The sequence below is a fragment of the Stenotrophomonas maltophilia group sp. RY12688 genome (genome assembly GCF_052149045.1).
In the GTDB taxonomy this organism is placed as follows: Bacteria; Pseudomonadota; Gammaproteobacteria; order Xanthomonadales; family Xanthomonadaceae; genus Stenotrophomonas; species Stenotrophomonas sepilia.
Genome location: NZ_CP197389.1, coordinates 1,696,616 through 1,714,074 on the forward strand (window position 1 = coordinate 1,696,616; position 17,459 = coordinate 1,714,074).

16 protein-coding genes are annotated in these 17,459 nt (G+C 66.3%); 9 read left to right on the top strand and 7 right to left on the bottom strand.

All coding sequences use genetic code 11. The features are described 5' to 3' along the window. Window positions 1–71: 71 nt before the first annotated feature. Window positions 72–1,103, bottom strand: coding sequence for a LysR family transcriptional regulator (locus tag ACS0OT_RS08070; protein WP_005416157.1), 1,032 nt, complete (start codon window positions 1,101–1,103; stop codon window positions 72–74). A 147-nt stretch (window positions 1,104–1,250) separates the two neighbouring features. On the opposite strand from ACS0OT_RS08070, the gene ACS0OT_RS08075 reads away from it, so the two are divergent. The 6 genes from ACS0OT_RS08075 (at window position 1,251) to ACS0OT_RS08100 (ending at window position 9,075) form a co-directional block, all read left to right on the top strand. Next, window positions 1,251–1,478, top strand: a complete 228-nt coding sequence (locus tag ACS0OT_RS08075; RefSeq protein WP_005416158.1) for a hypothetical protein — start codon at window positions 1,251–1,253, stop codon at window positions 1,476–1,478. Next, window positions 1,475–2,245: an SDR family NAD(P)-dependent oxidoreductase gene (locus ACS0OT_RS08080; protein ID WP_053499154.1), complete on the top strand. Its 771-nt coding sequence runs from the start codon at window positions 1,475–1,477 to the stop codon at window positions 2,243–2,245. Before ACS0OT_RS08075 ends, ACS0OT_RS08080 begins: the two co-directional genes overlap by 4 nt. Window positions 2,246–2,336: 91 nt before the next feature. After that, window positions 2,337–3,560 (top strand): efflux RND transporter periplasmic adaptor subunit, encoded by a 1,224-nt coding sequence (locus ACS0OT_RS08085; RefSeq protein WP_442256191.1) that lies wholly within the window; start codon window positions 2,337–2,339, stop codon window positions 3,558–3,560. 127 nt (window positions 3,561–3,687) lie between these two features. Further along, window positions 3,688–6,858 (top strand): efflux RND transporter permease subunit, encoded by a 3,171-nt coding sequence (locus ACS0OT_RS08090; RefSeq protein ID WP_053499150.1) that lies wholly within the window; start codon window positions 3,688–3,690, stop codon window positions 6,856–6,858. 64 nt (window positions 6,859–6,922) lie between these two features. Next, the gene (locus ACS0OT_RS08095) at window positions 6,923–7,660 is read left to right on the top strand and encodes an SDR family oxidoreductase (protein ID WP_442256193.1); all 738 of its coding nucleotides are present in this window, start codon (window positions 6,923–6,925) and stop codon (window positions 7,658–7,660) included. Further along, a complete protein-coding gene (locus tag ACS0OT_RS08100; RefSeq protein WP_442256195.1) occupies window positions 7,654–9,075 on the top strand; it encodes an efflux transporter outer membrane subunit in 1,422 nt (473 codons plus the stop codon). The genes ACS0OT_RS08095 and ACS0OT_RS08100 overlap by 7 nt, the downstream gene beginning before the upstream one ends. Window positions 9,076–9,117: 42 nt before the next feature. On the opposite strand, the gene ACS0OT_RS08105 is transcribed toward ACS0OT_RS08100, so the two are convergent. Beyond that, window positions 9,118–9,495, bottom strand: coding sequence for a VOC family protein (locus ACS0OT_RS08105; protein WP_005416164.1), 378 nt, complete (start codon window positions 9,493–9,495; stop codon window positions 9,118–9,120). 142 nt (window positions 9,496–9,637) lie between these two features. Between ACS0OT_RS08105 and ACS0OT_RS08110 the strand changes: the two genes are divergently transcribed. Further along, window positions 9,638–9,901 carry a hypothetical protein gene (locus tag ACS0OT_RS08110; RefSeq protein ID WP_049414598.1) on the top strand — a complete coding sequence of 88 codons (264 nt, stop codon included), beginning with the start codon at window positions 9,638–9,640 and terminating at the stop codon, window positions 9,899–9,901. Between the two features lie 19 nt (window positions 9,902–9,920). Here the strand turns inward: ACS0OT_RS08110 and ACS0OT_RS08115 are convergent, their stop codons facing one another. From ACS0OT_RS08115 to hchA, 3 genes are all read right to left on the bottom strand, one after another. Beyond that, window positions 9,921–10,778: an endonuclease/exonuclease/phosphatase family protein gene (locus ACS0OT_RS08115; RefSeq protein ID WP_005416166.1), complete on the bottom strand. Its 858-nt coding sequence runs from the start codon at window positions 10,776–10,778 to the stop codon at window positions 9,921–9,923. A gap of 240 nt (window positions 10,779–11,018) precedes the next feature. Beyond that, window positions 11,019–11,723: a PA1136 family autoinducer-binding transcriptional regulator gene (locus ACS0OT_RS08120; RefSeq protein WP_442256200.1), complete on the bottom strand. Its 705-nt coding sequence runs from the start codon at window positions 11,721–11,723 to the stop codon at window positions 11,019–11,021. Window positions 11,724–11,727: 4 nt separating this feature from the next. Next, entirely contained in the window at window positions 11,728–12,600 is an 873-nt protein-coding gene (gene hchA / locus ACS0OT_RS08125; RefSeq protein WP_053499139.1) for a glyoxalase III HchA, read from the bottom strand. 379 nt (window positions 12,601–12,979) lie between these two features. Here hchA and ACS0OT_RS08130 point away from each other — a divergent pair, with 379 nt between their 5' ends. Continuing rightward, window positions 12,980–14,203 carry a cytochrome P450 gene (locus ACS0OT_RS08130; RefSeq protein WP_442256202.1) on the top strand — a complete coding sequence of 408 codons (1,224 nt, stop codon included), beginning with the start codon at window positions 12,980–12,982 and terminating at the stop codon, window positions 14,201–14,203. A 17-nt stretch (window positions 14,204–14,220) separates the two neighbouring features. Here ACS0OT_RS08130 and ACS0OT_RS08135 read toward each other — a convergent pair whose 3' ends face one another. Then, window positions 14,221–16,242, bottom strand: coding sequence for an esterase/lipase family protein (locus ACS0OT_RS08135; protein ID WP_442256203.1), 2,022 nt, complete (start codon window positions 16,240–16,242; stop codon window positions 14,221–14,223). Window positions 16,243–16,388: 146 nt separating this feature from the next. Between ACS0OT_RS08135 and ACS0OT_RS08140 the strand changes: the two genes are divergently transcribed. Then, window positions 16,389–16,850, top strand: a complete 462-nt coding sequence (locus tag ACS0OT_RS08140) for a methyltransferase family protein (protein ID WP_065179498.1) — start codon at window positions 16,389–16,391, stop codon at window positions 16,848–16,850. A gap of 14 nt (window positions 16,851–16,864) precedes the next feature. On the opposite strand, the gene ACS0OT_RS08145 is transcribed toward ACS0OT_RS08140, so the two are convergent. After that, entirely contained in the window at window positions 16,865–17,350 is a 486-nt protein-coding gene (locus ACS0OT_RS08145; RefSeq protein ID WP_164093355.1) for a hypothetical protein, read from the bottom strand. Between the last annotated feature and the right edge of the window lie 109 nt (window positions 17,351–17,459).

Sequence of the window (17,459 nt, forward strand, 5' to 3'; positions counted from 1 at the left end):
GACTCCCTCTGCAAGCCATGCCGACCAAGGTCGGCATCTACCAAGAGATGGATAAGCGCTCTTGTTGCAGGCTACGCCGCCGAGGCGGCCACCTTCTCCAGTATCCGCTTGCCACTGCTTTCCAGCGCGGCATCTTCCTGTGCCTTCTGCTGCTGTGCCAGCTTCGCGCCGGGGCACTGCGCCAGCATGTAGTTGGCATCGAAGTTGAGCTTCTCGACCAGGAAGTCGACAAACGCACGCACCTTCGGCGAGACCAGGCGGCCGCCGGCGAACACGGCATTGAAGTCCACTTCCGGGCCGGTCCAGCCGGCCAGCACGCGGCGCACCATGCCCGATTCGACGAACGGCTTGGCCATCACATCACCGGTCAGCAGCAGGCCTTCGCCACAGACCAATGCACCATTCAACGCAGACATGTCGTTGGCGGTCATCAGCGGGGTGACCGGGAAATCGCGCAGCTCGCCGCCGTTCTCGCCCAGCTGCCAGGTGAAGCGCGGCGAATTGCCGGTGTGGTACGGCTTGCGCATCGCCAGGATGCGATGGAACTGCAGCTCTTCCGGATGCAGCGGTTCGCCATAGCGCTCAATGTAGGCCGGGCTGGCGAACACCTGCGTGCGCAGGCTGCCCAGCTTGCGCGCGACCAGATTGGAATCGGGCAGGGCACCCACGCGCAGCGCCAGGTCCGCTTCACCGGCGATCAGGTCCAGCTTCTCGTTGCCCATGTGCATGTCCAGGCGGATCTCTGGATACTGCGCATGGAACTGGCCCAGCAGTGGCGCAATCCAGGTGATGCCGATCGAGTAGGGCACAGTGAAGCGCAGCCAGCCGCGCGGGCCGGACTGCAGCTGGCTCACCGCGCTCTCCGCTTCTTCCAGCTCGCGCGCGATGCGCTGGCAGTGCTCGTGATAGATCGAACCGGCTTCGGTCAGGCCGAGGCGGCGCGTGGTCCGGTGCAGCAGGCGCGCGCCCAGGCGCGTTTCCAGCTCCTGCACTTTGCGGCTGACCGTGGTCTTGGGCAGGCCGAGCGATTTGGCAGCGGCAATGAAGCTGCCTTGCTCGACCACTTTGACGAAGATCAGCGTCTCGTTGAGATCGTGGGACATGGTCGGGGATCCTGGACGTCGGGGATGGGACAATCGTGACAGAACGATTGGACCGGGAGCGGGATGATTATTCCCCTTAATCAGGACTAATCAAGTAAAGGTTTGAGGTCTATCGTGGCGCCATTCGTTAATTGGAGCCCGTCCGCCATGAGCCTGCGCAACATTCTTGCTCGACTCCGGAACGCCGGCCAGAACACCCTGGACCTGGCGATGACCGTCGAAGCCCGTCCGAGTTCCTTGGTACACAAGGACTTTCGTGAGTTTACCGCGCCCATGCGTCAGCAGCGTGGCGGTGCCATCCGCATGGTCCCGCACAAGGGCGACCGCCTGCGTCGAATTGGGACTATCCCGGATTTGGGAGGAAATGTCCCGTGAATGGGATACTGACGCCCGAAGTCCTGGTCCTTGGCGGTACCGGTGCCGTCGGCCAGGGCGTGGTCGGCGCGTTGCTGGAAGCCGGCAGCCCGGTGCTGGTGGTTGGCCGCGATCCGGGCCGGCTGGCCGCGCTGCACGAGCAGTTCGCGGATGAGCCCGGACTGGAGACGCTGCTGGGCTCGCTCAGCGACGACGGCTCGGCACGCGCGTTGGCCGAGCGCATCGCGCAGCGCCCGCGTCCGCTGGCGGCGGTGATCGCGGCAATGGGTGGCCCCTACCGTCGCGGCCGGGTGATCGACCGCAACGGCGATGAGCTGCTGGGCGCGATGCAGGCCGACCTGATGCCGCACGTGCACGCCGTGCGCCACCTGCTGCCGCTGTTGCAGGACAACGTGCATGCGCGCCGCTACGTGATGATCGGCAGCCCGGCCAACGCCAAGCCCTGGGCGGGCTACGGCGAGACCTCGATCACCACCGCCGCACTGCGCATGTACGCGCAGGTTGTGCACCAGGAAGCGCAGGCGCTGGGCGTGCGCGCGCAGATGCTGGAAGTCTGCAGCCCGGTGTGTACCCCGGCCAACGCGGCCAATGCCTGCATCGAGTGGCCCAGCTCGCTGCTGGTCGGTCGTCGTGTGGTCTCCCTGCTTGATGGGTGCCGCGACAACCGCGCCATCGTCCGCTGCGACAGCAGCGATGCCGAATTGCCGCGTGGCCTGCTGCACCTGGAAGTTCCTCCGCTTTGGCGCGACACCGCAGGCATCGCTTGACCTCGACCATGGTTGAGGTCGCAGTATTCGCCGCCGATTTTTGCAACACGTTCCCATATCGCTGTACCACCCCTCCGTACGGATGCATGCCATGACTTCCCCCAATACCACCCCACATCGTTTCGGACATCGCATTGCGATGGCCGGCGTGTCGATCCTCGCCGCGGCCGTGCTTGCAGCCTGCAGCGGCGGCCATGCCGAAGAAGCCGGTGCACCGCCGCCGCCGCAGGTCAGCGCCGCGCCGGTACTGGTCAAGCAGGTCAGCCAGTGGGACGAGTTCAGTGGCCGCGTCGAAGCGGTGCAGAGCGTTGAACTGCGTCCGCGCGTGTCCGGTTACATCGACAAGGTCAACTACGTCGAAGGCCAGGAAGTGAAGAAGGGCGAAGTGCTCTTCACCATCGACGCGCGCAGTTACCAGGCCGAGTACGATCGGGCGGCCGCCGAACTGGCCCGCGCCCGTACCCAGGCCACGCTGGCCCGCAGCGAGTCCGAGCGCGCCAAGCGGCTGTCCGAGCAGCAGGCGATCTCCACCGAGACCGCCGAGCAGCGCCGTGCGGCTGCCGACCAGTCCGGCGCCGCCGTGCAGGCCGCGCAGGCAGCATTGGATGCAGCCCGCCTCAATCTTGAGTTCACCAAGGTACGGGCACCGATCGACGGCCGTGCCGGCCGCGCGATGGTCACCGCCGGCAACCTGGTCACCGCCGGCGACAGCGCCAGCGTGCTGACCACGCTGGTCTCGCTGGACACGGTGTTCGTCTACTTCGATGCTGACGAAAGCACCTTCCTGCGCTACGCCCAGATGGCACGCAAGGGCGAGCGCCCGAGCGAGCGTGACAGCGCGCTGCCGGTGAAGGTCGGCCTGTCCGGTGAAGAAGGCTACCCGCACACCGGCAAGGTCGACTTCCTCGACAACCAGGTGGCCCGCAGTACCGGGACCATCCGCGTCCGTGCGCTGCTGGACAACGCCGATCGCCAGTTCACGCCGGGCCTGTTCGCCCGCGTGCAGCTGCTTGGCAGCGGCCAGTTCCAGGCGCTGCTGATCGATGACAAGGCCGTGCTGACCGACCAGGACCGCAAGTATGTGTACGTTGTCGACAAGGATGGCAAGGCCCAGCGCCGCGACATCCAGCTTGGCCGCACCGCTGAAGGCCTGCGTATCGTCGAGCACGGCCTGGCGGCAGGAGACAAGGTGATCATCGACGGCGTGCAGAAGGTCTTCATGCCGGGCATGCCGGTGCAGGCCAAGGCCGTGGCGATGCAGCCGCAGGCTGCGCCGGCACCTGGCCGTGATGCCACCGCTGCGCTGAACCACTGATCCGCCCGCTCCTGATCCGCGTCCCCGCTTAGCTGCCGGCGCCAGCGGCAGCCTTCCCTGCCTTCGTCGTATCGACGAGGGGCAGGGTGGCTGTTGCCCGCCGAATGCCTTTCCCAGGAATTCCTCCATGGACTTTTCCCGTTTCTTCATCGACAGGCCGATCTTCGCGGCGGTGCTGTCGATCGTGATCTTCGCCGCAGGCCTGATCACGATTCCAATCCTGCCGATCAGCGAGTACCCCGAAGTGGTGCCGCCGTCGGTGGTCGTGCGCACGGTCTATCCGGGCGCCAACCCCAAGGTCATTGCCGAGACCGTCGCCACACCGCTCGAAGAGGCCATCAACGGCGTCGAAGGCATGATGTACCTGAAGTCGGTGGCCGGCTCGGACGGCGTGCTGCAGATGACCGTCACCTTCCGCCCGGGCACGGACCCGGACGCAGCGGCGGTGAAGGTGCAGAACCGCGTGGCGCAGGCGCAGGCGCGCCTGCCCGAGGACGTGCGCCGGCAGGGCGTGACCACGCAGAAGCAGTCGCCGACCTTCCTGATGGTGGTGCACCTGACCTCGCCGCAAGGCAAGTACGACACCCTGTACCTGCGCAACTACGCGCGCCTGCACGTCAAGGATGCGCTGGCGCGTATTCCGGGCGTGGGTGACGCGCAGATCTTCGGTGGCGGCGACTACGCCATGCGTGCCTGGCTGGACCCGGACAAGGTGGCTTCGCGCGGCCTGACCGCCAGCGACGTGGTGCGCGCCATGCGCGAGCAGAACGTGCAGGTTTCGGCCGGCCAGCTCGGCGCCGAACCGCTGCCGGACAGCAAGTTCCTGACCCTGATCAATGCCCAGGGCCGTCTGAAGACCGAAAAGGAATTCGGCGACATCGTGCTCAAGAGCGGCACCGATGGCGAGATCGTGCGCCTGTCCGACGTGGCCCGCCTGGAACTGGGTGCGGGCGACTACACCCTGCGCTCGCAGCTGGACGGCAAGAACGCGGTGGGTATCGGTATCTTCCAGTCGCCGGGTGCCAACGCGCTGGAAATCCGCGATCAGGTCATCTCGACGATGGACGAGATGCAGAAGACCATGCCGGCCGATGTGAAGTACGAAGCGGTGTATGACACCACCATCTTCGTGCGCGACTCGATCAAGGCCGTGGTTTCCACGCTGCTGGAAGCGATCGCCCTGGTGGTGCTGGTCGTGATCCTGTTCCTGCAGACCTGGCGTGCGTCGATCATTCCGTTGATCGCGGTGCCGGTGTCGGTGGTGGGTACGTTCGCCGCGCTGTACCTGCTGGGCTTCTCGATCAATACGCTGAGCCTGTTCGGCCTGGTGCTGGCGATCGGCATCGTGGTCGACGACGCGATCGTGGTGGTGGAGAATGTCGAGCGCAACATCGAGGAAGGCCTGTCACCCACCGCCGCAGCCCACCAGGCCATGCGCGAAGTGTCCGGCCCGATCGTGGCGATCGCGCTGGTGCTGTGTGCCGTGTTCGTGCCGATGGCCTTCCTGTCCGGTGTCACCGGCCAGTTCTACAAGCAGTTCGCTGTCACCATCGCTATTTCCACGGTGATCTCGGCGATCAACTCGTTGACCCTGTCGCCGGCCCTGGCCGCGCGCCTGCTGAAGGCCCATGGTGCGCCGAAGGACGGCCCGAGCCGCCTGATCGACCGCCTGTTCGGCTGGGTGTTCCGTCCGTTCAACCGCTTCTTCAAGTCCAGCTCGGAGAAATACGAGCGTGGCGTGGCCCGCATCCTCGGCCGCCGCGGTGCGGTGTTCGTGGTCTACGCGATCCTGCTGGTCGGTACCGGCGTGATCTTCAAGCTGGTGCCGCCGGGCTTCATCCCGACCCAGGACAAGCTGTACCTGATCGCCGGCGTGAAGCTGCCGGAGGGCTCGTCGATCGCGCGCACCGATGAAATGCTGCGCAAGGTGGCCAAGATCGCCCAGGAAACCGACGGCGTGGCCCACACCATCTCGTTCCCGGGCCTGAACGCGCTGCAGTTCACCAACACGCCCAACACCGGCGTGGCGTTCATTCCGCTCAAGCCGTTCGCCGAGCGTCATGGCCGTACCGCTGCGCAGATCAATGCCGAGATCAACCAGAAGATCGCGGGCCTGCAGGAAGGCTTTGCCTTCGCGATGATGCCGCCGCCGATCCTCGGCCTGGGCAACGGCAACGGCTACCAGATGTTCATCGAGGACCGCGGCAACCTGGGTTACGGCGCGCTGCAGAATGCGGTGCAGGCCATGCAGGGCACCGTCGCGCAGACCCCGGGCATGGCCTTCCCGATTTCCAGCTACCAGGCCAACGTGCCGCAGCTCGATGCCGAGGTGGACCGCGTCAAGGCCAAGGCACAGGGCGTGCAGCTCACCGAGCTGTTCGACACCTTGCAGACCTACCTGGGTTCGGCCTACGTCAACGACTTCAACCAGTTCGGCCGCACCTGGCAGGTGATCGCCCAGGCCGATGGTCCGTACCGCGAGACGGTCGAAGACATCGGCAAGCTGCGGACCCGCAACGACCGCGGCGAAATGGTGCCGATCGGTTCGATGGTCACCATCAAGCAGACCTTCGGCCCGGACCCGGTGCTGCGCTTCAATGGCTATCCGGCAGCGGACCTGGCCGGTGAAGCCGACCCGCGCCTGTTGTCCTCGGCCGAGGCGATGACCAAGCTGACCGAGATCGCCGCCAAGGTGCTGCCGGTGGGCATGACCACCGAATGGACCGACCTGAGCTACCAGCAGGCAACCCAGGGCAAGGCCGCCTTCATCGTGTTCCCGGTGGCGATCATGCTGGCCTTCCTGGTGCTGGCCGCGCTGTACGAGAGCTGGTCGCTGCCGCTGGCGGTGATCCTGATCGTGCCGATGACCCTGCTGTCCGCGCTGTTCGGCGTGTGGCTGACCGGTGGTGACAATAACGTGTTCGTGCAGGTCGGCCTGGTGGTGCTGATGGGCCTGGCGTGCAAGAACGCGATCCTGATCGTCGAATTCGCCAGAGAGCTGGAGATGGGCGGCAAGGGCATCGTTGAAGCGGCATTGGAAGCCTGCCGCCTGCGTCTGCGCCCGATCGTGATGACCTCCATCGCGTTCATCGCCGGCACCGTGCCGCTGGTGTTGTCGCACGGTGCAGGCGCCGAAGTGCGCTCGGTGACCGGTATCACCGTGTTCGCCGGCATGCTGGGCGTGACCCTGTTCGGCCTGTTCCTTACCCCGGTGTTCTACGTGGCCCTGCGCAAGTTCGTCACCCGCAACGGTGGTGGACAGCTGGTGCAGCACGGCGAGCCGACCATCCACCACTGATATGGAACCCCGTCGCCGCCGGTCATTGGCCGGTGGCGGCTTTCCCCTCACAAGGCATGCATCCATGAACACCCATCAGAACAAGATCGCGCTGGTCACCGGCGCCACCCGTGGCATCGGCCTGGAAACTGTGCGCCAGCTGGCCCAGGCTGGCGTGCACACGCTGCTGGCCGGTCGCAAGCGTGAGACCGCCGTGGAGCTGGCACTGAAGCTGCAGGCTGAAGGCCTGCCGGTCGAAGCCCTGCAACTGGACGTGACCGACGCGGCCAGCATCGCCGAAGCGGTCGAGCAGGTGCGCCAGCGCCATGGTCGTCTCGACATCCTGGTCAACAACGCCGGCATCATGATCGAGAACCCGGTGCAGGCACCGTCGGAACAGTCACTCGATACCTGGAAGCGCACTTTCGACACCAACGTGTATGCGCTGGTGGCGGTCACCCAGGCCTTCCTGCCGCTGGTCAAGCAGGCCAAGTCCGGGCGCATCGTCAACGTATCGAGCATGCTCGGCTCGCAGACCCTGCACGCCGACCCGGCGTCGGGCATCTACGATTTCAAGATCCCGGCCTACAATGCCTCCAAGGCGGCGGTGAACAGCTGGACCTTGAGTCTGGCCTACGAACTGCGCAATACCCCGATCAAGGTCAACACCGTGCATCCGGGTTACGTGAAGACCGACATGAACGGCGGCAACGGCGAAATCGAAATCAGCGAAGGCGCACGTTCCAGCGTGGAAATGGCGTTGATCGGTGAATCCGGCGCCAGCGGCAGCTTCACCTACCTGGGCGAGGTGCTGCCATGGTGATCCGCACGTTGGCGATGGCCGTCTCCAGCCTGGTGCTGGCGGGCTGTGTCAGCGTCGGCCCGAATTACAAGGCCCCGGTGCAGGAACCGGTGGTCCTGCAGTGTGCACAGCAGCCGGTGTTCAGTACCGCTTCGCCGGTCGCCAGCTGGTGGGCGCAGTTCGATGATCCGGTGCTGGAACAGCTGGTGCACGGCGCACTGTCGGACAACCTGGACCTTCGCGTGGCCGTGGCCCGCGTCAGCCAGGCCCGCGCGGTATTCGTGGAAAGCCGCCTCGACCAGGCTCCGCACGTCACCGCTGGCGGCAGCTACGACCGCCGCAAGCAACCCGATCCGCAGCTGGGTGGGCAGCGGGTGTTCAGTGAAAGCTACCAGCTCGGCTTCGACGCCGGCTGGGAGCTGGATCTGTTCGGCCGCAAGCGCCGTGCTGCTGAAGCCGCACGCGCCGACCTCGGTGCCGAGCAGGCCAACCTGGCCGATGCGCAGGTCCTGATCGCCGCTGAAGTGGCACGCAACTACTTCGAGCTGCGCGGTACGCAGAAGCGCATCGCGGTGGCCCAGCACACGCTGGAAAACCTGCGCGATACGCAGAAGCTGACCGAGGCACGCTGGCAGCTGGGCGCAGGCAGCGAGCTGGATGTGCAGAGCAGCCGTGCCCGCCTGAAGGCGATCGAGGCTGACATCCCGTTGCTGGAAGTGGCCGAGGCGCAGTCGCGCAACCGGCTGGCCGTGCTGCTCGGCCAGCGCCCGGAAGTGCTGACTGACATGCTCGCGCCGCACGACGTACCGGCCTTCGCCAAGGCACTGCCGCTGGGCGATACCCGCGAACTGCTGCGCCAGCGTGCCGACGTGCGCGTGGCCGAGCGTCGCCTGGCGGCTGCGACCGCACGCGTGGGCGTGGCCACGGCGGACCTGTTCCCGCGGTTGTCGCTGTCCGGCTTCGTCGGGTTCCTCGGTGGCGATGCCAGCGGCCTGGTCAATGGCAACAACAAGGCCTGGTCGCTGACCCCATCGCTGACCTGGGCGGCATTCGACTTCGGCACCGTGCGTGCACGCCTGCGCGCCAGCAAGGCTGAAGCCGAAGGCGTGGCCGCGCAGTATGAGCAGGCGGTACTGCTGGCCCTGGAAGACACCGAGAACGCGCTGACCCGCTATTCCAAGCAGCAGGCACGGTTGGCGATCGTGGTCGAGCAGGCGCAGGCGGCACGGCGTGCCGAATCGCTGGCGCAGATCCGTTATCGCGAGGGCTCGGAGGACTTCCTGACCCTGCTGGATGCGCAGCGCACGCAGCTGGCAGCCGATGATGCGTTGGCGGCGGCCGAGTCCGAGGTCAACGTCAGCGTGGTGGGCGTGTACAAGGCGCTGGGCGGCTGGGGGCAATCACCGCAGCAACCGAGCGTGGCGCAGGTGCCCTGACGCCGGGGGGACGGAGGCCGTGGCTTCCGTCCCCTTGCTCTTTCAGGGCCACTGATTGGCCGGCACCTCGCGCTCGCGCATGCGCACGATGCAGAAGCGATGGCCGGTCGGTGCTTCCATCACCCACCAGCGCTTGACGAAGCCTATCCGTCGCGCGCCGAGCTTCTCCAGGCGGTCGGCCTCGGCATCGATGTCGTCGCTCTCGATGTCCAGATGCACCCGTGACGGGTGATCGACCCGCTGGACTTCAACGTCCAGGCCCGCCGGTGCGCCCAGCAGGTCGGCATACTCGGCGCCCCCTTCGGCACGCGCCGCCTGTGCCTGCAGACCGAGCGCGGCGGCCCAGAAACGGGCGCCTTCGTCGGCGGGAAGGTCCTGGCAGTCGATGATGAATCCTGCCAGCCGGCTCTGGTGTGCCATGTGCTGCTCCGCAGTTCGAGGGGTACGCGGCAGGGTAGCGCGGTGCATTCCGCGTACGTCTTCACCTTCGTGACGTTTCTGACTCTGCCGGATTGCGGGCTCGCCGTGTAACTAGTGGGTCAGGCACTCGGGAGGACAGGCAATGGCGGACGGAAGGCGGGATACCCAACGGATGTTGTTCGGCGATCCGGGTCCACCGGGTGCGGGTCTGTCAGTGGCGGTCGTGGTGCTGCTGGTGCTGGCGACGATGGCCGCAGCGGTCGGTTTCCTGCGCCTGCAGGATTCGATGCTGGGGCTGGGCCTGATCGGCGTCGCCGTGTTCCTGGCGATAGGGGCCCGCATCTGCCAGGCGCGCGATCAGCATCAGGCCCTGTATCGCCTGCTGTCGCGGCAGCCGCCGCTGTAGCTGCGGCTGCCGTGCGGGGTCAGTGCTTCGGCCAGTCCAGTTCGACCACCAGCGGGAAATGATCCGATGGCAGCACGCCATCGATGCGGCGGTCATCGGTCAGGAAGCTGCGCGCGCGGAAACCGCGCACCAGCACCCAGTCCAGCTGCGCGGTGGCCTTGCCAGTGAAATCGTGGAAGGTCAGTCGCGGGCCCTGCGGTGTCTTCACCTGGGCACGGGTGTCGTGCAGTACGCGGGTGAATGCCTTGTAGGTGTCGCCGCCGGGTTCGCTGTTGAAGTCACCGGTCAGCACCACCGGCAGGTCGGCCGCCAGGCCGGCCACGCGCCTGCCGATCAGCTCGGCACCCTTCACCCGGCGTGGTTCGTCCTCGTCGCGGTAGGGCAGGTGGGTATCCATGAAATAGAAGCGGCGGCCGTCATCGATGCGGCGGAACAGCGCCCAGGTGACCATGCGTGGATACAGGTTGCCCCAGGTGATGCTGCCGGGCACATCGGGCGTATCAGACAGCCAGAAGTTGCCTGATTCCTCGATCGCCAGCACCTTGCTGTCGTAGAACACGCCCATGTGCTCGTCGCCGCTGCCGCCGCGGCGGCCCTCGCCGAACCAGCGGTATCCGGGCAGGTGCTGGGCAAGGTAATCGGCCTGCTCCTGCACCAGCTCCTGGGTACCGATCACCGCTGGGTGCGCGTCGAGGATGACCTTCACCATCGCATCGCGACGGTCGGGCCAGCGCTTGCCGGGTTCGGTATCGGCCGGGGTGCGCACATTGAACGACATCACCTTCAACGGCGCAGGGGCTGCGGCCCAGGCGCTGGTCAGAGGCAGGGCAAGCGCCAGCAGCGCAGACAGCGCGGGGCGACGGAAACGCGACAACATCGTGGAATCCCTCCATTCCATGAAAACGGTTTCACAGAGCATGCCACGAATGCGAGGGCAGCGTTATGCAGGGATGGGTGGCTCGCGGATGCCGGGCGGGCGATGAACGTCCCGCCCGGTGGACCGCGCACCGGCGATCACGGGTCGTAGCTCATCCCGTCGCCTGCCTTCTGCAATCGCGCAGATGCACAGGGCGTATGCCGCACGCTGATCAGGCAGCAGGAAGTGCCTCCATCCTGATCAATCTTCAATCTCGCCACGGCGGCCTGCCGCGCGCACTGCCTGCGCGGTGGTGGCCACGCCCAGTCGTTGCCGCGCTCGCCGCAGGTGGTTCTCAACCGTGCGCGCAGACAGCCCCAGCGTGGCCGCTATCTCTGCCTGGCGCCGTCCAGCGGCGACCCAGCGCAGCACCTCGCGTTCGCGTGCGCTCAGCGCGCCCGCGCGGGTGTCGACCGGTGCTTCGGCAAGCCGCCGCGCCGCGCGGAAGACTGACGTGCCGACCATTTCAAGCAGCAGGCGCGCGCTGGCGGACGCATCAATCGAGGTGCCGGCGAAGCTGACCGCGCCTTCCAGACCGGTCGGGCCGAACACTGGAACCTGCAGCCCATGCAGGCCATCGCCGCGCGGCTGCTTCACCACCACATAGCGTTCGCCGCGCACGCCCTGGCGCTTGCTCCAGAAGAACGGCGCAGTGCTGTCCAGTACATGGCGGTTGACCGGGCAGGCGTGCAGGTAGCGGGCGAGCCCGGTGGCGCTGCCGTCGTCGAACCAGTCACCTTCGATCCAGTACACGCGCTGTGCGCCGCGCTCCAGCCCGGTTCCGGTGGCAAACACCAACAGGCGGTCGTAGCCCAAGGGTGAGGCGGCGGCGCGCAGCACGCCGCCCACCGCCGGCAATGACCGCGCCTGTTCCAGTTCCAGCAGCGCGGGCACCAGCGCAGGCATTGGCTCAGCGCCCCGCCAGCGCATCGAGCAGCGTACGCGCGGCCAGCTTGCCCAACGCGTTGCCGGCCAGCGGACTGTCGCCGGTCAGCAGCAGGCGATCCTGCAGCACGCTGCCATCGATGCCCTCATTGACGATCTGCACCCCCTGCTGGGCCAGCCGTTCACCGAAGAACCAACGCAGCTGCCCGGGCATGTAGCCGATCCCCGGTGTCTGCCGGTCCATTGCGTCGGGGAAGGCACAGATGCGGTAGCCACGGAACAGCGAGGCACCCTCGGCGTCGTCGACGCCCGCCGCCAGCAGCGCCGCCGGGCCATGGCAGAGGGTGATGATGTGGCGCTGCTCGGCCATGGCCCATTGCAGCGCGGCCTTCACCGCCGCGCTCTCCGGCAGGCCGATCAACGCGCCGTGCCCACCGGGAATGAAGACGGCGGCGTAGTCCGAATCGGCGCCCAGGCCGGCCACCACCTGATCCAGCTGCAACGGCTGGCGGAAGCGTTCCTGGTAGCGTTCGTACAGGGCGCCGATCTCGCTGTCCTCGTGTGGGAAGGCCCACCATTCGAACTTGACGGCGTTGCCGGACAGCGTCGCCACGTCGATGTCGAAGCCGGCCTTGTCCAGGTGGTACATCGGCAGCAGGGTTTCCACCGGATGGTTACCGGTGGAGAACAGGTGGCCATTGGCGGTCGGCAGATAGCGCTCGTCGGCGGCGATCATCAGCACCTTCCAGCGGCCATCGCGCCGCGCATCCGGATAGTCGGCGCCGGACAGGTCGCTCTTGGGCGAGGTGAACTGCGACAGCGAATACGGCGACGGGAAGAAGGCATCGCGCTCGGCCGGATCGGGGCTGGGCTGGCGGCTGGGCTCTTGCGTGTTCATGCAGACCTCCGTTGGGGGAAAGTGAGCCCAGCATAGGAGGCTGCGTGCGCAGGCGCGATGAGGGATTCCCCTCAATCGGCCGCAACCCGGATGCTGCAGCGCGCCACCCGGCCGGTTGGACAGTGGGATTATGTCGTGTTATCTAGCTAGTGCCGGGATAATCCCGGCATAACCACACAGCAAGCAAAGGAATGAAAATGAAAAGATTCGCCCGAGCATTGCGCGTCACTCTGAATATTCATCCGAACGAAAAGAGCAGCGTGTGGAATACCTGGCCGCTGTGGGTCGAATTCTGATCCTGCCAGCCAAACCCGCGATTGAGCGGTAGCAAGACGAAGGGACTCGTCTTTCGAGTCCCTTCCTGCCGGAGACGCACTGCATGCAAGGGATGTCGAATGAAGGCAGCGCCATTGCTGCCGAGCGCCTGGCTGCGCGCGTGGAGCGCGAAGGGCCTGTGCTGAAGCTGGAAACCGGTGGAATCGGGGTGTTCTGCCCGGAGCTTGCCGGCAAGGTCGACAAGGAAAATTCCGAGCAGCTGTACGTCGTCGAGTCGCTGGCCGACCTGTTCCGCCGTCACGAGCGCGTGCGCTGGACCGACGTGCGCAGCCTGATCGCCACCCGTAGTGCTGAGCTCACCGGAGCACAGACCCTGGAGGCACTGCAGTCGCGCATGAGGCAAGCTCTGGATGGGGTGTGCGGCCATGCGCTGGATGCCACGCCGGCGGTGTGGAAAGTGATGGCCCATCCCTTGATCCCGCTGGTGATCGACGGGCTCGATGCCCGCGGCACCGCAGCCATCGAACGCGCCCTGCATCTGCGCTACACCACCCAGGTCGAGCAGGTCATCCATCGGCGCCACCTGCTGCGCAACTTCCTCATCGGCCGTGCCGAATCACGGGCGATTGCCGCGGAACTCAAGCACCGTGTCCGCAGCGGACGTTCGGCGCTGGATTACGCGCAGTCATTGCTGAGCCTGCGAGAGCGCATCGGCCTGGACAAGGTCACCTACCTGGTCACCGTGCAGCTGATCGCCATTTCCGGCGTGCCCGGCATGATGGCCGCCTGCCTGCTGCTGGCGATGCAGATGCATCCACACTGGCGCCAGCGCATCGAGGAGGAATTCGCGCCGCTCTCGGAGGCGGAGATCCACGCGCTGCCGATGGCCAGGATTCCCTGCACGATGCGCTTCCTGAAGGAAGTGATGCGGCTGTATTCCACGCCCTTCAACAACCGTCGGGTGGCCGCCTGCGATCTGCAGGTGGAAGGGCAGGCCATCGCCGAGGGCACGGTATTCGAGCTGAGCTCGTTCATCCAGCATCGCTCGGCGAAATACTGGGATGACCCGCTGCAGTTCGATCCCGATCGCTGGCTGCCCGAGCGGCGAAAGCGCACCGCCGGCATCTATGTGCCTTACGGCTTCCCCACGCGCTCGTGCGTGGGATCGGCGGTCGGCAATGCACAGCTGGTATTGCTGTGCGCGCTGCTGGCACGCGAGTTCCGCTTCACCCCCAGCGCCGACTATCGGCCCGAGGTGCGCATGGAGGGCTTTGCGATTCCGGCGGCGCTGCATGGCACGTTCTCGCGGCGTACGGCCAGTGCCTGATCTGTCGGGACGGCGGCTTACTTTCCCGTTCGCCCGTGTGCCTGCATGTCCTCATGCAGGATCCGCCGCAGCTCGACGATGGCCGGCGTAGCTTCCTGCACGCTGTGTCCGGACACGATCACCTTCTCCGAATCCGCGTGCGGCAGGTGCGAACTCCAGTAGGGCACCAGCCCGTCATCGGTCTTCTCAAGTGGGCCATCGGCCTTGGCGCGGGCGATGATCGAGTGGTAGTGCACCTTCGGTGACATCGGCAGGTCAGCCACGGCGCGGACGAACGGGTCGTCCTTGTCCAGGTTCTGGATGCTGTTCATCTGGTAGCCGTGCTTGCCGTCATTGCGGTCGATCTGGCCGTCGTTGGCGAGGGTGGCGACGTCTTCCAGCACGGTCAGTGGCAACCGCACCAGCCGGCCGATCCACCGGCCGAGGCGGGTGCCGGCCACGTCGGTACCGCGATGCGGCGTGGCGATGAACACCACGCGGGACACTTCCGGTTCTGGCAGGAAGGTCAGCACCGGTGCGCCTTTGGTGCGCAGCAGTTCGCGCTGGGCGGGCGTCATCTGCGCGGTGGCCAGCAGGGTGTCGACCAGGTGGTCGCCGGAGGAGGAGATCATCAACCGTGCGATCACCCCGCCCATGCTGTGCCCCACCAGCACCATGTCATGCGAGGCCTGCGCCTTGCCGCTGGGGTCGAAGTGCTTGAACGCTTCAGCCAGCGTGTGGCGCATCGCATCGTGGCTCATCGCGATGGGCATGTTGGTCGGGTAATAGAACTGCCAGACCTGGAACTCCCGGCGGATCTCGTCGTCGCGCAGCAGTTCGTTGGCCACGTTGACCCAGGCTTCCGGACTGCTGGCCAGGCCATGGATCATCAGCAGCACGCGGCGGTTCGGGTCGTAGGGCTGCATCATGTACAGATGCGGCGTGTCGATGCCGCCCTTGCCACCGAACAGCGTGCGCAACGACTGTCGGCTGAAGTTGGAGCGGGCCAGCCACAGCGCATAGCCGGCAGTGAAGTTGGCCGCCAGTGGCACCTGCTGGCCGTGCAGGGTCACTTCCGAAACCTGGTAGGGATCGTGGATCTCCAGCTCCGGCTCGTCATCGTGCAGCACCTCCCACAGGTTGTTCCCCGAGAAGCGCAGCAGCACCGTCATCGATGGCGAGGGCATCTCGCTCCAGCTCTGCGTGGCCGAAGTGCTGGCCTGCGTTGCCTGCGCCGCTGCCCGAAGCGTGGTGGCCGTGCTGCCGGCCGGGTCATCCATCACCGCCACCAGCTCGGCACCGAAGCCATCGCGGCGATGCACGCTGCGCAGCGTACCGGTGAACGACAGCGAGGCGGCGGGTACCAGCTCGCTGGGGGTACGCTGGTCCAGCGCCGATGCTTGGTCTGAAGGGGCCAGCACGAAGGTCCAGCGGCCCAGCTGGAAATGGCTGGCCTGGCCGTGCACGCGCCCGGTGGCATACGCGTTGTACAGCTGCACCGAGGCTTCCTGCACCGCCAGGTTGTAGTAGTCGCGCACCTGGGTCTGGCGGTCTTCGAAACCACGCTGGTTGGCGGTGCGCTCGGTGAAGAACAGATAGGCATAGGCCTGGCGCGCGACCTGCATCCACGCATCGAGGCGTGGATGGAAGTCGGCATCCAGCTCGGTGACTGCGGTCTTGGCGCGGCCGGATGCCGAGTACTCGCGCTTTGGCGCCGGCAGGGTCATCGCATACTGCAGCCACAACTCGGCCAGGCTGGAGCGCTTGTCTTCCTCGCGCACCACGATGCTGCTTTCCATGGCCTCGATGCAGGGCAGGCCGGGCTTGGCACAGACGCCCTCATCGAGCCCGGCCACGCGCAGGGTCTCAATGGTCGCCGCGCTGAGCTTGCCGGAGGTCAGGATGTCACCGCGCTTGAGCGCGATGTACTGGCCGGGCGTGACCGAGGCAACCTGCACCGACGGCCCGAACTGGCGCAGCGTCGCGCAGCCGCCCAGGGTGAGCAGCACGGTGATGATGAGGGTCGTGCGGCCGATGAAGCCCAAGCCCGTGGTAGCCATGCGATGCTCCTGCGCGGTGGCGCCACTCTAGCGGTGGGCCTGTCAAAGCGGAATAGACCGGACGGTCGGTTTGGGCCTGGCCGCCTTGGGTGATTCAGCCATTCCCGTGTGACACTGCGGCCAATGGAAAGGACACGGTGATCGCGATGGTCTGGCTGGAAACCCGTATTCCCCCGCCCGTGGTAATGCTGCTGTTCGCCGCTATGGGCTTTGCAGCACGCTGGCTGTGGCCGGGTTTGCACCTTCGGGTGCCGGTGCCGGTTCTGCTGGCAGGGGTGACGGTGACGCTGGGTGTCGTGCTCAACTTGCTGCCCAAGATCTCTTTCCGACGCGCCGGTACCACCGTCAATCCTCTGCGACCTTCGGCGTCGAGCGCGCTGGTTACCAGCGGAATCTATCGCCGCACCCGAAACCCGATGTATCTCGGCCAGGCGCTGGTCCTGTTTGGTGCCATGGTGTACCTGCAGAACCTGATCGCGCTGCTGGTGGTGCCGCTGTTCCTGGCGTACATCACTTGGCTGCAGATCCTGCCGGAGGAGCGGGCACTGATGGTCCGCTTTCCCGAGGCGTACGCGCAGTACCGTCATCGCGTGCCACGCTGGCTGTAGCGTCGGCTACGCCATCAGCGGCTGATCTGGCACTTCACCGCCGCCGAATAGCCCTCGTAGTCGTCACCCGCGATCACGTGCAGGGTGTGGCGCTTGTCGATGCGCTTCACGTAGGAAGGTTCCTCGGTATTGGCATGCTCGTTGACCTCGGTCACCGACCAGGCCCTGGCCAGGCGCTTGGGATCGACGCCGTTCAAGTACACGAAGAGGCCTTTCTCGCCTTCGGTCACATTCACATCGGCACTGCTGACCGTGCCGCCAAACAGCGCGACCGGCTTGTCCTCCGGCTCGAAGGTGCCGCCCGGCTTCTTGGCCAGGCCGGCCGCCTGCAGGGCATCGATGGCGTCGGCCGCACTGAAATCCGAGCCCGCCTTGCAGGCCAGCAGTGCTTCCAGCGTGGCGGTGCCGGGCGGCGCGATGGCCGGGGCTGCGGCGTGCGTGGCTGGGGCGGCGGCGAGCGCGGTGAGGAACAGGGCGAGCGTGGTTGTGGCGATTTTCATTGCAGATCCTTCTGGCGGTCGCGGATGGAGGGACTGTTGTGTTGGCGGTGTCATCCCGATTATGCGCCACACGTCCTGCGCGACGTGCAGGCACAAAAAAGCCGGAACC

What these genes read in the sequence shown, in the direction of transcription:
- ACS0OT_RS08070 (WP_005416157.1), bottom strand. Translation starts at nt 1,103, where the DNA reads ATGTCCCACGATCTCAACGAGACGCTGATCTTCGTCAAAGTGGTCGAG.
- ACS0OT_RS08075 (WP_005416158.1), top strand. Translation starts at nt 1,251, where the DNA reads ATGAGCCTGCGCAACATTCTTGCTCGACTCCGGAACGCCGGCCAGAAC.
- ACS0OT_RS08085 (WP_442256191.1), top strand. Translation starts at nt 2,337, where the DNA reads ATGACTTCCCCCAATACCACCCCACATCGTTTCGGACATCGCATTGCG.
- ACS0OT_RS08090 (WP_053499150.1), top strand. Translation starts at nt 3,688, where the DNA reads ATGGACTTTTCCCGTTTCTTCATCGACAGGCCGATCTTCGCGGCGGTG.
- ACS0OT_RS08095 (WP_442256193.1), top strand. Translation starts at nt 6,923, where the DNA reads ATGAACACCCATCAGAACAAGATCGCGCTGGTCACCGGCGCCACCCGT.
- ACS0OT_RS08100 (WP_442256195.1), top strand. Translation starts at nt 7,654, where the DNA reads ATGGTGATCCGCACGTTGGCGATGGCCGTCTCCAGCCTGGTGCTGGCG.
- ACS0OT_RS08105 (WP_005416164.1), bottom strand. Translation starts at nt 9,495, where the DNA reads ATGGCACACCAGAGCCGGCTGGCAGGATTCATCATCGACTGCCAGGAC.
- ACS0OT_RS08110 (WP_049414598.1), top strand. Translation starts at nt 9,638, where the DNA reads ATGGCGGACGGAAGGCGGGATACCCAACGGATGTTGTTCGGCGATCCG.
- ACS0OT_RS08115 (WP_005416166.1), bottom strand. Translation starts at nt 10,778, where the DNA reads ATGTTGTCGCGTTTCCGTCGCCCCGCGCTGTCTGCGCTGCTGGCGCTT.
- ACS0OT_RS08120 (WP_442256200.1), bottom strand. Translation starts at nt 11,723, where the DNA reads ATGCCTGCGCTGGTGCCCGCGCTGCTGGAACTGGAACAGGCGCGGTCA.
- hchA (WP_053499139.1), bottom strand. Translation starts at nt 12,600, where the DNA reads ATGAACACGCAAGAGCCCAGCCGCCAGCCCAGCCCCGATCCGGCCGAG.
- ACS0OT_RS08130 (WP_442256202.1), top strand. Translation starts at nt 12,980, where the DNA reads ATGCAAGGGATGTCGAATGAAGGCAGCGCCATTGCTGCCGAGCGCCTG.
- ACS0OT_RS08135 (WP_442256203.1), bottom strand. Translation starts at nt 16,242, where the DNA reads ATGGCTACCACGGGCTTGGGCTTCATCGGCCGCACGACCCTCATCATC.
- ACS0OT_RS08140 (WP_065179498.1), top strand. Translation starts at nt 16,389, where the DNA reads ATGGTCTGGCTGGAAACCCGTATTCCCCCGCCCGTGGTAATGCTGCTG.
- ACS0OT_RS08145 (WP_164093355.1), bottom strand. Translation starts at nt 17,350, where the DNA reads ATGAAAATCGCCACAACCACGCTCGCCCTGTTCCTCACCGCGCTCGCC.